The sequence below is a fragment of the Brevibacterium limosum genome (assembly GCF_011617705.1).
Taxonomy (GTDB): domain Bacteria; phylum Actinomycetota; class Actinomycetes; order Actinomycetales; family Brevibacteriaceae; genus Brevibacterium; species Brevibacterium limosum.
Genome location: NZ_CP050154.1, coordinates 969,035 through 983,366, shown reverse-complemented (window position 1 = coordinate 983,366; position 14,332 = coordinate 969,035). Strand labels below are relative to the sequence as shown.

Genomic DNA, 14,332 nt, shown 5'->3' with positions numbered 1-14,332 from the left:
CATTCACCGTCGCACACGACGCCGCGCCTCGGCGGCGATGTTCTTCGCCATCGCGGGAAAGATGAACCGATGGAACGGGGCGACGAGGGACCAGTAGATGCGGCCGCGCACTCCAGTGGGGATGAACGTCGCTGTCTGGTGATACACACAGCCTTCGGCTGAGTCTGCCAGAGTGAATTCGAGCCAGGCGTGGCCGGAGACCTTCATCTCGGCCCGCAGCAGCAGACGAGAGTTCCGCTCCAGCTGTTCGACTCTCCACCAGTCGACGGGATCGCCGATGCGCAGGGTGTCTGGCAACCGTCGACCCCGGTTGAGGCCGGCGCCTCCGACTGCCTTGTCCCAGATCCCGCGGACCTTCCAGGCCAGCGGCCAGGAGTACCATCCGTTGGATCCGCCGACGCCTTCGACCACGGGCCACACCTCGGCGGCCGAGAGACCTGCGATCCTCGCTGATCGTTCATCGGTGAAGATGCGCCGACCCGACCACTGCGGATCATTGGGCAGCGGCTGGGCTGCCTCGTCGAGTCCTCCGGCGTCGGCGTCCCAGTTCGTATCCACGGCGCCTTCGACTTCACGACGCAATGCGAGTCGGACGGCGTCGCCGAATCCGATGAGACCGGACTCGGGCGGCCGGATGACCTCGTCGACCTCGTGCGACGAGGCCACCGCATCCTCCTGCAGAGACTGCACGAGCGGCAGTGTGAGAGCGAACGGCAGCGGAGTGACCAATCCGACCCAGATGCCTGACAGGGTCGGGGCAGGAAGCGGCAGTGCGATGACATGACGGGGCTTGAGCCCCGCGACGGCGGCAAAGGTCCGCATCACGTCGGCATAGGTGAGGATCTGACGCGAACCGATATCGAAGGAGCGGTTGACCGCCCCCTCCACATCGGCCGCGGAGAGAAGATAGTAGAGCGCGTCACGAACCGACAGCGGCTCGACACGGTTGGCCACCCAGTCCGGTGCCGGCATCCACCTGAGGGTCAGAGCGAGATGGCGAACCATCTCGAACGAAGCCGAGCCGGAGCCAATGATGATGCCGGCGTTGAAGACGATCGCGTCGACCTCGGAGTCGAGCAGAATGCGACCGACGTTCGCCCGTGAGCGCATATGCTTCGACAGCTCACGTCCCTCCGGATGGAGCCCTCCGAGGTAGACGATGCGGCGCACGCCGGCAGACGCGGCCGCGCTGGCGAAGCGCCCGGCTGCTTCGGCCTCAGCCGCCTCGAAGTCCCCACCGGACCCCATGGAATGCACCAGGTAATAGGCCGTATCGATGCCGTCGAGGCTGTCATCGAGGCCGCGACCGGTGTCGAGGTCGACGGTTCTCACGTCGACGTCGGCCGCCCATGGAACCTGCGTGAGCTTCTCCGGTCGCCGCACCCCGGCCCGCACCTCGTGACCGGCCTGCAGCAGGCGAGGCACAAGGCGACCACCGATGTAGCCGGTCGCCCCGAGCACGAGGACGCGGCGCGGGGTGCGGGTCTGTCGGATGACTTCGTCGCCGGGCGACTTCGAGTTGTGCGGGGTCGAGCGTTTCGTCGGGCGATTCATCAGAGGGTCCTTCCGGCCTGCCGAGATCGGCTGTCATGGACCAACCCTACACATTTTATTAACTCATTGGATACTATCTACCAGAAGATAGTTACCTCTCAGTCCGCCAGCGCAGCGCCGACGTCGTAGCGGAGGATCGCAGCGATGCCTTCGGACATCGGCTCATGACTGAGCCCGATCTCTGCTGAGGACAGCACAGCTTGGGCGATGATGCCTGCTTCACCCTCTGCTGCCTCGGCGTCGTCGAGCAGCAGGGTCGCCACCGCACCGCGCCCAACTGCCTTCGCGACTTCGGCGTGGCCTTCGACCGCACGGTCGTGGGCCTTGCTCTCGGCCAGCCGTTCGGAGTTCTCGGCCTCGCGCTCGCCGGCGAGTCTGGTCACGAGTGTTCGGACCGCCACATCGATCGCCTCTTCGGCACCGTCATCGTCGTTGCCGCCTTCTGAGATCTCGTGAAGCAGCTCTTCGGCTCTTACGGACAGTTCGGCTTTGACGACAGTTCTGCCCTGCACTTCTCCTGCCAGGACGACGGCGTCCGGCGCATGGTCGGTGATCAATCGGTCGATGAAATCGGCGACAGCGCGAGCATTGTCTTTGATGATCTCGTCGACGCGGCGCCGGATCTGGTTGTGTGAGTACGCTCCTCGCCGCGGCTTGTTGATGTCTTCGTCATTGTCGCCGGTCACGTGGACCGACTCGTTCTCGGTGCGTTCGCGATCCGGAGTCACGCTCAGTTCACGGACAGCCGCACCGTCCTGCCCGGCGATGACGAGAACGACATCGAACTGTCTGCACTCCTGGCGGAGGTAGGCTCCGAGTTCGGGCACGTCTCCGTAGTGCGCCGCGTCGCCATCTCCCAGCGCCGCATCCCAGTGTTCGTCCAGCAGAACTCCTTGTGAGTTCGCCACGATGGTCCGCCCGTCCGTGTGCACCTCGGTGGGCTCATCGACGAGGATGATCGCATCGATGAAGTCGAGGAGAGACTCCTCCGCCCCGCTTTCGGACAGCTGGTCTCGCAGCTCCGACCAGCGCAGGCGCAGCTGCGTCTCGGCATCGGCTGAAGGAGTACGACCCTCAAGGTAGACCGTGGCATATGGACCGCCGCTCTCGTAGACCGTACGCAAGTGACTGTGGTTCATCCCTTGTTCCTCCTCAGCATCTGTGTTCATCTGTCCGGACCCCGCCGGGACCCGCCGCGCTGTGCGCGGTCTACTTAGCCTGGCATTGTGCGGAGACCTCTGTAAACAGTCTTGACAATCCTCGCCGGTCCCTTTAATCAGCCCAACTGCGCGGCCAATCGCGACGAGCACGCTCAGGCCGGTCATCGAGATTGTCCGGACGCCGCCGGCTTCTGAAGTGACACAATGGAATCATGAACACTGAAACGATGATGCGCGCCGTCAGCCAGCAGACTTTCGGCAGCGCCGACGTTCTCGAAATCACCGAGATTCCGCGTCCAAAGCCCCGCACCAACGAAATCCTCGTGAAAGTCCACGCCGCGGGACTCAACCCGACCGATTGGAAGCACCGTTCCGGCCACGGCTTCGTCGACAAACTGCCATTAGTACTCGGCTGGGACGTCTCCGGCGTGGTCGAAGCCGTCGGTATCGGCGTCGCGACGTTCAGACCAGGCGACGAGGTGTTCGGCATGATGTCGTATCCGTTCGGACTCGGTACCCACGCCGAGTACGTCGCCGCCCCGGCCAGATTCTTCGCGGCGAAACCCCGATCGGTTGACCACGTGCAGGCGGGGGCACTCCCCCTGGTCTCTCTGACCGCCTGGCAGGCGCTCGTCGACAATGCGGACTTACAGTCGGGACAGCGCGTGCTGATCCACGCAGCCGCAGGCGGCGTCGGGCACATCGCTGTGCAGATCGCGAAGTCGCGGGGCGCATACGTGATCGGAACCGCGAGCGCGGAGAAACACGGCTTCCTGCGCGAGCTCGGTGCCGATGAGGTCGTCGACTACCGTACGGAGGACTTCGCCGATCGAGTGCGAGACGTGGACGCGGTGCTCGACACGATCGGCGGTGACACAGCGATGCGCTCCCTGCACACGCTTCGCAAAGGCGGCTCTCTCGTGTCGCTCATCCCCGTCGGCTCCGCCGATCTCTTTCGCGAAGGAGATCAGCTCGGAGTACGAGCTCTTCGAATGCTCGTGGACTCCTCGCGCAGCACGCTGGAAATCGTCTCCGGACTCGTCGACGATGGTGCACTGCGTGCCACAATCGCCGGGACGTACCCTCTCACGGAGGCAGCAGAAGCCCATCGAGAAGGCGAGACCAACCACACCACCGGCAAACTCGTACTCACAATGAACGAGTAGACGAGAGGTCCTCACAGATCTGGCAACGGGCCGACCGCGACTTCGAGCGTGACCCCGCGTCGGCTGTCTGTGAGTCACCCCTACCTGTTGAGGGGTTTGACACGGCGCCCTAACGTGAGACGCAATCTGACCAGTTCGTCAGTCGAGGAGGCATTATGACCGCCGAAGAACCAGGGCCGGACGTTCCCCATGAGCGTGGTCGACCGATCCAGTGGGCAACTCTCATCGTCACCATACTCTTCCTGGCGGCCGGCGTTCTCGGGTTCATCCCGGGAGCGACGTCGAACTTTATGTCGATGCGATTCGCCGGCCACCACTCGACCGCGCTGCTGCTGGGCCTGTTCCAGGTCTCGATCCTGCACAACATCGTCCACCTGCTGTTCGGCATCGTCGGGGCCCTCGTCCGCCGCTCCCCTGTCGGGTCCTTCCACTACCTGCTGTGGGGCGGAATCGTCTACGCCGCCCTGTGGCTCTACGGCCTCTTCATCGGTGCGGAATCCGCGGCGAACTTCGTTCCCCTCAACACCCCGGACAACTGGCTGCATTTCGGGCTGGCGATCGTGATGATCGGCAGCGCACTCGTCCTCAACCGCCGACGCTTCAAGGATCGCTGATATGTCCATCACCGAGGTTGCCGAAGGCATCCATCGCATCGACGACGCATACGTCAATTGGTACATCGTCGAAGGCGAGGAAGGCCTGACTGTCGTCGACGCCGGCGTCCCCACCTCTTGGCATTCGCTGGCTGACGCTCTTGATCGGCTCGGTCGGGGGCTGGGCGACATTCGGGCTCTGCTGCTCACGCACGGGCACTTCGACCACATCGGCTTCGCCGAGCGGCTGCGCTCAGAAGCCGCCGTTCCCGTGTACGTCCACGACAACGATGTGCCGCTGACCCGCCACCCGCGCCAGTACGGCCGGGACCGCCCACTGACGTGGTATCTGCTCACACAGTTCAAGGCAATGCCCATGGTCGCAGCTTTTGTGAAGAATCGTGCGTGGTGGCCGCGCCCCATCGAAGAGGTCACGCGCATTCGCACTGCAGAGCTGGACGTGCCAGGTCGGCCACAGGTCATCTTCACACCGGGCCACACGCTGGGCCATTGCGCGTTCCACTTCCCCGAGAGGGACGCGGTCATCGCCGGTGACGCCCTCGTCACGCTCAACCCGTATCGCGGCACCACAGGGGCTCAGATCGTCTCCAATGCTGCCACCGCTGACCCCGCCAGGGCTCTGGAGTCGCTCGACGCCCTTGCCGAGACCGGCGCGCGCACCGTGCTCGTCGGGCATGGAGAACCCTGGACCGGCGGCGTCGAACGCCTGGTGAGAACCGCCAAGGCGCACGGCCCCTCCTGACGGCGAAACGTCAGGATTCGCGTCCGGTGAGCTTATCGCGCAGACGATCGACCATTCCGACACCGGGGCCGACACTCTTATGGAAGAGTTCCGAGTGCGGCGCGTTGGGATGGGGCCGAGTCGGAGCCACCTTCTTCGCTGAGACGACCCGCTTACCCATATCGATGAGCTGATCTTGCGGAATGTGTTCCCTGAGTTTCGGGAACTGCTCGTCTTCTTCGTCCCGAGCGTGATGGTCGAGCAGCTGTTCGAATTCGATGACCTTTTCGAGGAAAGCGCTCTCGGTGACGTCGAGACCCTCGAGGTCCTTCATGACTCGGACAAGCTCTTCGTGCTCTTCTATGTCGTGCTCGACCTCGTCCTTCCCGCCTGGAACGTGTTCTTCGATCGACGGGTAGACGATCATCTCTTCGGCCACCGAATGCCGCATCACCTCGGCGATGACGGTATCGGCGATGTCGCGTCGCTCGTCCAGGTCCTCGGTCCTCTCGATCCGGCGAAGCAGCTCGAGCATCTCCCTGTGGTCGGTGGTGAGCATGTCGACGACGTCAGTGCCACTGGTGTCGATGAGAGTCATTGTGCCTTCTCCCTTGCAGGTCTCCCGATAGGTGTTTCGACACTATGGACTGGACTGCCGACCGTCCAGAGGCCGCATCGCGAAAGGCGCATGCTGCGGTGCATCAGATTCTCGTTCGCGAGCACAGCTCGGCTGCGACGGGCAGGCCCGGGAGCCCAGCCAGGATACGGCGGAACAGGACCCTATTGCCGTGGCTGAGACACTGTACGTATAGTTTGAATAGGTCAAAAAGTCGGCCCTCTCCTTTTTGAGGGATCGGTATGCCCATGACTCTTGGCGGTGGCAACGAAACGCCGCTTGGCCGCAGTCGTTTCTCCGGCCGTCCGATCCGGGCGGGCGAGGGCGAATATTCGCTCGTCGATGATCGGGAAGCAGCCGCCTTCGAGCTCCGCCTCGCCGGTGAGGTGGTCGCCGCTCTGCACTACAGACTCGACGAGGTCACCGATGAGGCCGCTTTCGTCTACTGCGAGATCGCGGAGACCTTGGCCGCCGCTCAGCACTGCAAAGTGCTCCTGAGACTGGCGACCCGAGTCGTCGAAGATCGAGGGATGGCGGTTGCTGTGACCTACCCGGTGGCGCTGAGAGTCAGGGAGTTCTCCACATGATGGTGGAGACACTTTAATGAGTCGGCGCGACAGCGGCGCAGGGCCCGGCACCTGTGCATCGGTGCCGGGCCCTGCGATCACGGGAGTCAGTAATGTGCGGGCGGATCGCTCGCGGGGAAGGATTCTTCTTCCCACTCATCGACCAGTTCATCCTCGTGCTGCTTCGACGCGGAATCCGTGCCGGGCTTTTCCGCAACATCGTCTTTGGCTTCCTCGGGGACCTTTGTCGGTTCCTTCTCGTCTTCGCTGGAATCGTTCATCACGATCATCCCTTCTCTATCGAGTGTATGAACCTATGCTGACACTGTTTCAGGCGACTCGAAAGGGGTGCCGCTCGGCAGGGGCCCCGCGTAGACTGATCACCATCCGCGCTCTTCAGCGAAAGGTGACCAGAATGTCGACCGAAGACAGCACCGCCGACAGCATGCGCAAGGCCACGGAGAATCTCGATCACAGTGCCGGTGCCGCACCCTCGTCGGAGTACCTCGAGAAGGTGGACACCGACGTTTTCGGTCGCTCCGACGACACCGCTGATGATGAGAACCGCGAGGAAGATGAGAACGCCGACGAGGAGGACGCGTCGACCGATCCGCCGTCGACAGATCGCTGATCGCCTTCATCGTCAATGCGTCGCAGGGAACATCTCCTCAACGATATCGAGCAGAGCCATCGCCTCGTCGTAGTCGCCGCGCATCGACCAGTACGGGAGGTCATGGACCTGACCGGATTCGAAGGCGGGGACGCGATCGTACGGCGCTTCGTCCTTGAGGTCGTCGACGCCGATGCTCGCGTTGTTGAAGCCGACCACGAAGACCGTCTCGGAGCGGAGGACGTCGGGCAGCACCTCGAGCGATGGCCCGAACATGTCTCCGCCCGCAGTGTATGGTTCGATGTCGTTCTCTTCGAACAGCGGAGCAGTTGTGAAGCCGAGCGGTTCGAGCTCCGCTGACAGGCTCTTGTCCTCGATGAGGATGTAGGGCGTGTCCTTGCTGTCGAGAGTGAGGATGGAGATCTCACCTTCGGGGATCGAGATGTTGTCCTTCACCTCGGCGACTCGATCCTCATACGCGGATTCGAACTTCTCATAGTCCGCCTCTCGGCCCAGCACGTCGGAGGCGATGGAGGAGAACTGGTCCTGCCAGGTCTGCTTGTCTCCGGACACGAGCACCGTGGGTGCCACTTCCTGCAGCTTGTCGTAGGCATCGGTCGCATGCTTGAGCGGGAATCCGATGCCTCCGGCGATGATGAGGCCAGGATCGGCCGCGATGATGGCCTCCAGGTCGAATCCGTCGTTGCTCCACGGAAGGAACTCGGTTCCCTTGGCCTCAGCCTTCTCGGACCAGAACGGTGAGAACTCGCCGTCGGATTCAGTCACCTCGGGAGTCGTGGCGACGACCGGCACGTCGAGGTCGAAGAGATAGCCGGTGAGGGCGTAGTTGAGCACGACCACCCTCTTCGGGTCCTCGGGAACTTCGACCTCTCCCTGTTCGGTTGCGACCATCCGGGTCTCGGATCCGTTCGCCGAGGGGCCATCGTCGGACGCATCCGAGGGACCAGCACAGGCGCTGATGAGCAGGAGACTTGCGCCCACAAGGAGCGCACTGGTTCGACGGAGCAAAGACATTGACTACCTCTGTTGGCTGGCTCGGACTAAGATCAGAGAACATAGCCCAGCCTAACCAAACCTTCCGTTCCACCTACGACAAAGGCGACACCATCCCTCGACCAGCGCGACACACTCGACTGCGACGCAACGACAGCGAGACAGAACGACCGGTGCTCCTCACCGGACATGACTGGCACAGCCATTCGTACCCGCTGCTCATTCATGTCATCAGCGGCTGCGTAGACGTGCATCTGCGCGGGCACGGGTTCGAACCGACGCAACTCAGCCTTCCCGCTGAGGCCAGCCTGTGGTTGGGTTCGGGCGTCGACCACTCGGTGACGGCGAAATCGGACTCCATCATGCTCGGCCCGCGACTGTCACCGCGGACGGAGCCGCCCGAGGGGTTCCTCCACATCGCCGATCGACCGCCTCCGCGAAACCGCTCTGCTCATCCTCGCCTCATCCCCGAGCTGCGAGGCCGAGCGCAGGCCACTCAGGGAAGCCCTCGACGCAGAGCTGAGCACCTTCGCCGTCGATGACTTCCCCATTCCGGAACCGCAACATCGCTCGGTGAGAGCGATCATGGACGACCCCATGAGCCTGATGGTGCCGCTGACCGCCGTCGCCGCGCGACATTCGATGAGCAAACGGCACGTCGAGCGGATCGTCAAAGACAATCTCGGCACGTCTTTCGTGCAGTGGAGGACGCGGAGGAGGCTCAACCTGGCCCTGCGCAGAATTCGCGCGGGATCGACAGCTGCCTCCGCTGCCCGGTCCGTCGGCTACCGCGGATCCGATGGACTCATCAGGGCGGCCGCTCGGCTCATCCATCTCAACCGCCGAGAGTTCTCTGGCGACCTGGCAGGTATTGTCAGGGGCTCTTGCAGAAGGTGACCTGAGCCCACGAACTCGAACGAAACAGCAGATCACCGACGGCAGCGCATCGGTGCCCTGCCGCTCTGAGGCACCGCAGCAGAAGGCGGCAGACCGCAACCACCACACGCAATTCGAGCAGCCGCTGAACCAGAATGCGAACCGATGCGAGAGTGATAGCGTGGGCGGGCAAGTGAACGTTTACATCATTAACATCATCAGAACTCACCCGGTGGCCCACAAGACTCAGCCGCTGAAGCCGTGGTTGTGATCTCAGCGAAAGGACAGCGATGCTAGATTCTTCGTCGCAGGCGCTAAGGGTGCTTCTGGTGGCCGACCCGGGCCTGCCCAGTCGACGCGTGACATCGATCCGAGATGACTTCGAAAGCTTGCTTCAGAGGGCATACAGCGTACAGACAACCCTCCGTACGCGCACGAATGCGCTTCGCCTCACGCCGGACCAAGAGCTCGACCTCGATGCTGTCACCGAACTTCGCGAGGACTATGACGACACCGACATCCTCCTCGTCCTCACGGAGATTCCTCGGCACACCCAAGGCGATCCCCTGGTCGCCGAAATCCATGCCGACAGCAATCTGGCCATCGTCTCGTGCCCAACCTTGGGTGCCTGGGCGACGAAGAAGCGCTTACTCAAGGTCCTCATGTCGTCGATCAACAGACTCGTCCCCTGGGATCCGGCCAACGACTCACATAAGTATCTGCTGAATTGGAGCCATTGGTCGACGCGCGACGATCAGGATCACCAGACCCTGCATGCGCACACTTTCACCGGTGGGCCCAGAATGCTACTCGGAATGACAATCGCCAATGATCCCTGGCGGACCGTGCCAAAGCTCTCTGGAGCGCTGGCGGCTGCGTCCGCGACCGGGGCCTTCGGCATCTTCTACAGCTCGATCTGGCAGATGTCGACGTTTCTGTCCACGGCCCGGCTCGTGTCGATCGGGCTGGCTGCCATCATCGTGATGGTTGGATGGTTGATCATCAGTCACAAGCTCTGGGACAAGCCCGTCACTGAGGGCCTCGCCACCGTCATCATGTACTACAACCTGTCGACTGTACTGACACTGCTGATCACGGTCGTGGCCCTATATGCGACTCTGGTGGCGCTCATCCTCCTCGGCGGCGTCGTCGTCATCGATCCTGAATTTATGACGCAGCAGATCCAGTCAGAGGCTTCATTCGCGAACTACTTGGACATCGCCTGGCTGAGCGCTGCAATGGGTGTCGTGGCGGGCGGCATCGGTGCCAGTTTCGATTCGGATTTTGACGTGCGGAGTCTCACCCATGGGCAGCGAATGCGCCAGCGCGTCTATGCTGAACAGCAGGACGAGGACGACCGGATCGACGACACCTGAGTGAGGCTCAGTCGAGGGCGGGGCGTCACCCCATCGTCGATGCCCCGATCCACCGGTTAGCCCGATTACTCAGAACTTCGATCCACATCGGCTCCGGTGACGCAGTGTGTTGCCGTAGTCACCGCCTGCCCCTGTGCGGCAGAATCAGCGACGAGGCCGTTGAATGCCCAGCCGCGACGATGTTCTCGGAAACGGTGTTTCGAATGGCGCGAGTCAGCGGAACTGCGGATCACGTTGGGACCACCACGGAGGGCCTCCTTAGCTGTGACAACGACAGTCGCCCAGAGCATGCCCGCCTCAGACTCACTGGGTGTGCCAAGACCAAGACGACCCGGAGGTCCAACATGCTCGCTGCAAGCAGCCCACCCCATCAGAACTTCGGCACGTCCGAAATCAGCGCCCGCGTGTACTCGTGTGACGGGTCCTCCAGCACCGAGGCGGTCGGCCCGTAGTCGACGATCTTGCCCTTGTTGAGCACCGCGAGGTTGTCGGCGATGTGCCGTGACAGCGCGATGTTGTGCGTGACGAAGAGCATCGCCAGCTGCCGCTCCTCCCGCAGGGTCCGCAGCAGCGCGACGATCGAGGCCTGCACGCTGACGTCCAATGCCGAGGTGATCTCATCGCAGACCATCACCGACGGCGCGTTGACGAGCGCTCGGGCGATCGCGGCCCTCTGTCGCTCACCGCCGGAGAGGTCGCCGGGGCGCCGGTGGTAGAACGTTCGTCCCAACCGCACCGAATCGAGCGCTTCCTCGACGGCGGCCTTGCGGCTCGCGGCCGTTCCCTCGCCGCTCATCTCCAAGGGCACCGTCAGCGACTGCCCGATCGACCGCCGCGGATTGAGCGAGGAGAACGGCGACTGGAACACGTACTGGATGCCCACCCGCTGCTCGTTCGTGCGTTTGCGCGTCGACCGCGCCAGCTCCGTGCCGCGCAGCTTCACCGACCCCGTGTAGTCATCGTTGAGCCCGGCCACACACTGCGACAGGGTCGTCTTGCCCGACCCGGATTCCCCGAGCAGCATCGTGCACTCCCCCGGCTCCAGGACCAGGTTGATCCCGTCGAGGATCTGCGCCTTCCCGTAGGCGAGCGCCAGGTCCGTGACCTCGAGCAGGGACGCATTCGCCGAGGCGGCTCTGCCCTCCCCCGCTGACTCGAGACCCGCCGAGGCGACCGTCCCGTCAGTCCCCGAAGCGTCCGTTTCGGATCCGCCTGGTTCCGTCTCCGACCTCGAATCCGTGGCCCCGGGCTTCTCCCCCGCAGAGACGAGGATGTGCGTCTTGTCATCGTCTGCGGACGGTTTCTTCGCTTCCGCGGCACCGTCGCCGATGGTCTTGCGGCCGGCGAGGTCGGGCACCGCAGCCATGAGCATCTGCGTGTACTCATGCTGCGGGCGTTCGAGCACTGCCGACACCGGGCCCTCTTCGACGAGGTTGCCGCGCAGCATCACGGCGACCCGGTCGGAGATGTCCTTGATCACCGCGAGGTCGTGGGTGATGTAGAGACCGGCGACGTTGTTCGCCACCGTCATCTGCCGGATCGTGTCGAGCACGACCGACTGGGTGGACACGTCCAGACCGGTCGTCGGTTCGTCGAGGATGAGCACGTCGGGGTACATGGCGAAGGCCATGGCGATGCCGATGCGCTGCTGCTGACCGCCGGAGAGCTGATGGGGCCACCGTCGCTGATAGGCCCGATCCCCGGGCAGGCCGACGTCGACGAGCACCTCGGCTACGCGATCGGCTCGCTCACGATCGGAGGCTCCGAAGCCGTGGATGTCGAGGACTTCCCGGATCTGCTCACCCACGCGCATGGCGGGGTTGAGCGAGAGCGCCGGATCCTGCGGGATGTACGCGATTCGGGAACCGCGCAGGTCTCGCAGGGCCACCTCGTCGAGGTCGCCGACCTCAAGATGGGAGGCATCACCGCGCGGCCAGATGCTCACGGACCCGGATCCGAACTTCAGACCTTCTCGGAAGTGTCCCATGCAGGCCAGGCCGGCCGTGGTCTTACCGGAACCGGATTCGCCGACGAGTCCGAGGATCTCACCGCGGGACAGGGCGAAGTCGACTCCGTGAAGGATCTCGTCGCCGGCGTTCGTGAGCACACGCAGATCGGACACGCGCAGGACGATCTTCTCGTTCGGTTCGTTCGCATCATCGTGGCGAACGGTCTCTGTCTTCGGGATCATCATGCCTCCACGGATGTTGATGCAGTGGCTCGGGCGAAGGAGTCCGCGAGCAGGTTGGTGCCGATGGTCAGCAGTGCGATCGCGATGACCGGCAGCAGCACACCCCAGGGTTGGATGGACAGGGCGATGCGGTTCTCGTTGATCATCAGACCCCAGTCAGCCGCGGGCGGCTGCAGGCCGAGTCCGAGGAAGGACAGCGAGGCGATGTAGCCGATCGAGTAGGTCAGGCGCAGGCCTGCCTCCACGCTCAGCGGTCCGGTGATGTTGGGCAGCAGCTCACGGATGAGCACCTTCCACCGGGGCATCGCGTACATCTCCGCTGCCTTGATGTAGTCCTCGGTGATGACGCCCAGGGTCGCGGACCTCGCGACGCGGGCGATGCGTGGTGCGTGGGTGAGACCGATGACGGTCACGAGCACCCATCCCTGCGGTCCGAGCACGGTGATCGCCAGGAGGGCGAACACGAGCTGCGGGATGGCGAGAATGACGTCATTGAGCCGCATGATCACGGCGTCGAACGTGCCTCCGACATAGGCGGCGAGCATGCCGAGGAGAGCACCGACGACCATGCCGAGGACGGTAGCGAGCACGCCGTAGACGATGAGGGTCAGACCACCGGCGAGGAACCGGGAGAGCACATCGCGGCCCAGGTTGTCGGAGCCGAAGAGCCCGTAGGGGCTGAAGGGCTTCGTGACGAACTCGGTGGCGGTGTTGCCCGTCGCCCACGGCAGCAGCAGCGGCCCGCACAGGGAGAGCACGACGATGACGACGGTGATCGTCAGGCCGATCTTGCCCTGCTTCTGTGCCAGCACCCGCTTGTAGAACGGGACGTAGGTGGTCTGGGATTCCTTGGGCACCTCGGCGGCGTCGGTGGCCGCGGATTTGAGGTCGTCGAGACTGTTCGCATCGGTGCTCATGCTGCACTCCTCAGTTTCGGGTTGGTGAGGATGCCGACGACATCGGCCGCCAGGTTCACCACGACGTAGACGGCGGCGACGAGCATGGAGATCGCCTGGACGACCTGCACGTCACGGTAGGTCACCGCGTCGATGAGCGCCTGCCCGAGTCCCGGGTAGCGGAAGAGGAACTCGACGACGACCACGCCGCCGGCCAGCCAGGCCAGCTGGATCGCCACGACCTGCGCGACGGGACCGAGCGCATGGGGCACGGCGTGGCGCATGATCACGCGCTTCTCAGGGACACCTTTGAGCCGGGCCATCTCGACGAATCCGGAATCGAGAACCTCGATCATCGTGGCCCGCATCATCCGCACGATATAGGGGGTGACGACGAGGATGAGGGTCAGGGTCGGCAGGATGAGCTGCTGAGGCCGGTTCCAGACGGGCTCGCCCGGCGGGGCCAGGGTCACGGCGGGCAGGATCTGGAACACCGAGGTGGCGAAGATCGCGATGAGCCCGATGCCGATGACGAACTCGGGCATGGCCGCGAGCACCAGGCTGATGCCGGTCATCCCCTGGTCGCGGCGACCGCCGCGGTGCAGGGCCTGATAGACGCCGAGTCCGATGCCCAGCGGCACGGAGATGATCGCGGCCAGTCCCATGAGGACGAAGGACGCCCAGACCCGATCGCCGAGGAGTTCGGAGACCGGTCCGCCCGTCGCCGAGGAGGTTCCGAAGTCTCCGACGAAGAGTCCGCCCAGCCAGGTGAGGTAGCGCTGCCAGGCGGGTTGGTTGAGTCCGAGCTGTTCGTTGAGGGCCGCGATGCGCTCAGGCGTGGCCTGCTGGCCGAGGATGGCTCGCGCGGCGTCGCCGGGCAGCAGCAGGGTGGCGCCGAAGACGAGCAGTGAGACCGCGATGAGGATGAACGCGGAGAAGAGCAGCCGCTTTCCGATCACTTTTCCGAACATG

Annotated in this window: 15 protein-coding genes; 7 read left to right on the top strand and 8 right to left on the bottom strand. The window is 63.8% G+C overall.

Annotated features, from left to right (window positions below; all coding sequences use genetic code 11):
* Positions 1–3 precede the first annotated feature (3 nt).
* Both GUY37_RS04415 and GUY37_RS04410 read right to left on the bottom strand, forming a co-directional pair.
* Positions 4–1,554, bottom strand: a complete 1,551-nt coding sequence (locus GUY37_RS04415; RefSeq protein ID WP_166822692.1) for an SDR family oxidoreductase — start codon at positions 1,552–1,554, stop codon at positions 4–6.
* A 98-nt stretch (positions 1,555–1,652) separates the two neighbouring features.
* Entirely contained in the window at positions 1,653–2,693 is a 1,041-nt protein-coding gene (locus GUY37_RS04410) for a baeRF2 domain-containing protein (protein ID WP_166822689.1), read from the bottom strand.
* Positions 2,694–2,926: 233 nt separating this feature from the next.
* Between GUY37_RS04410 and GUY37_RS04405 the strand changes: the two genes are divergently transcribed.
* The 3 genes from GUY37_RS04405 to GUY37_RS04395 all read left to right on the top strand — a co-directional run bounded on the left by GUY37_RS04405 (position 2,927) and on the right by GUY37_RS04395 (position 5,236).
* Positions 2,927–3,880 carry an NADP-dependent oxidoreductase gene (locus GUY37_RS04405; RefSeq protein ID WP_166822687.1) on the top strand — a complete coding sequence of 318 codons (954 nt, stop codon included), beginning with the start codon at positions 2,927–2,929 and terminating at the stop codon, positions 3,878–3,880.
* 155 nt (positions 3,881–4,035) lie between these two features.
* Complete coding sequence (locus GUY37_RS04400) at positions 4,036–4,494, top strand: DUF4383 domain-containing protein (protein ID WP_166822684.1); 459 nt, start codon at positions 4,036–4,038, stop codon at positions 4,492–4,494.
* A gap of 1 nt (position 4,495) precedes the next feature.
* Positions 4,496–5,236 carry an MBL fold metallo-hydrolase gene (locus GUY37_RS04395; protein ID WP_166822681.1) on the top strand — a complete coding sequence of 247 codons (741 nt, stop codon included), beginning with the start codon at positions 4,496–4,498 and terminating at the stop codon, positions 5,234–5,236.
* Positions 5,237–5,246: 10 nt separating this feature from the next.
* Here the strand turns inward: GUY37_RS04395 and GUY37_RS04390 are convergent, their stop codons facing one another.
* Entirely contained in the window at positions 5,247–5,813 is a 567-nt protein-coding gene (locus GUY37_RS04390; protein WP_166822678.1) for a hemerythrin domain-containing protein, read from the bottom strand.
* Between the two features lie 260 nt (positions 5,814–6,073).
* On the opposite strand from GUY37_RS04390, the gene GUY37_RS04385 reads away from it, so the two are divergent.
* The gene (locus tag GUY37_RS04385) at positions 6,074–6,418 is read left to right on the top strand and encodes a hypothetical protein (RefSeq protein ID WP_166822675.1); all 345 of its coding nucleotides are present in this window, start codon (positions 6,074–6,076) and stop codon (positions 6,416–6,418) included.
* Between the two features lie 86 nt (positions 6,419–6,504).
* On the opposite strand, the gene GUY37_RS04380 is transcribed toward GUY37_RS04385, so the two are convergent.
* The gene (locus tag GUY37_RS04380; protein WP_166822672.1) at positions 6,505–6,678 is read right to left on the bottom strand and encodes a hypothetical protein; all 174 of its coding nucleotides are present in this window, start codon (positions 6,676–6,678) and stop codon (positions 6,505–6,507) included.
* A gap of 134 nt (positions 6,679–6,812) precedes the next feature.
* Here GUY37_RS04380 and GUY37_RS04375 point away from each other — a divergent pair, with 134 nt between their 5' ends.
* Positions 6,813–7,028, top strand: coding sequence for a hypothetical protein (locus GUY37_RS04375; protein ID WP_166822669.1), 216 nt, complete (start codon positions 6,813–6,815; stop codon positions 7,026–7,028).
* A 12-nt stretch (positions 7,029–7,040) separates the two neighbouring features.
* Here GUY37_RS04375 and GUY37_RS04370 read toward each other — a convergent pair whose 3' ends face one another.
* The gene (locus GUY37_RS04370) at positions 7,041–8,009 is read right to left on the bottom strand and encodes an ABC transporter substrate-binding protein (RefSeq protein ID WP_228278353.1); all 969 of its coding nucleotides are present in this window, start codon (positions 8,007–8,009) and stop codon (positions 7,041–7,043) included.
* Positions 8,010–8,618: 609 nt separating this feature from the next.
* Here GUY37_RS04370 and GUY37_RS04365 point away from each other — a divergent pair.
* Both GUY37_RS04365 and GUY37_RS04360 read left to right on the top strand, forming a co-directional pair.
* Positions 8,619–8,918, top strand: coding sequence for a helix-turn-helix domain-containing protein (locus GUY37_RS04365; RefSeq protein WP_166822663.1), 300 nt, complete (start codon positions 8,619–8,621; stop codon positions 8,916–8,918).
* 269 nt (positions 8,919–9,187) lie between these two features.
* Entirely contained in the window at positions 9,188–10,273 is a 1,086-nt protein-coding gene (locus tag GUY37_RS04360) for a hypothetical protein (protein ID WP_166822660.1), read from the top strand.
* A 370-nt stretch (positions 10,274–10,643) separates the two neighbouring features.
* On the opposite strand, the gene GUY37_RS04355 is transcribed toward GUY37_RS04360, so the two are convergent.
* Genes GUY37_RS04355 through GUY37_RS04345 form a run of 3 tightly spaced genes read right to left on the bottom strand, consistent with a single transcriptional unit; the run spans position 10,644 to position 14,331 of the window.
* Entirely contained in the window at positions 10,644–12,464 is a 1,821-nt protein-coding gene (locus GUY37_RS04355; protein WP_166822656.1) for an ABC transporter ATP-binding protein, read from the bottom strand.
* Positions 12,464–13,381 (bottom strand): ABC transporter permease, encoded by a 918-nt coding sequence (locus GUY37_RS04350; protein ID WP_166822653.1) that lies wholly within the window; start codon positions 13,379–13,381, stop codon positions 12,464–12,466. Before GUY37_RS04350 ends, GUY37_RS04355 begins: the two co-directional genes overlap by 1 nt.
* Complete coding sequence (locus tag GUY37_RS04345; RefSeq protein ID WP_152347442.1) at positions 13,378–14,331, bottom strand: ABC transporter permease; 954 nt, start codon at positions 14,329–14,331, stop codon at positions 13,378–13,380. Before GUY37_RS04345 ends, GUY37_RS04350 begins: the two co-directional genes overlap by 4 nt.
* Position 14,332: the final 1 nt, after the last annotated feature.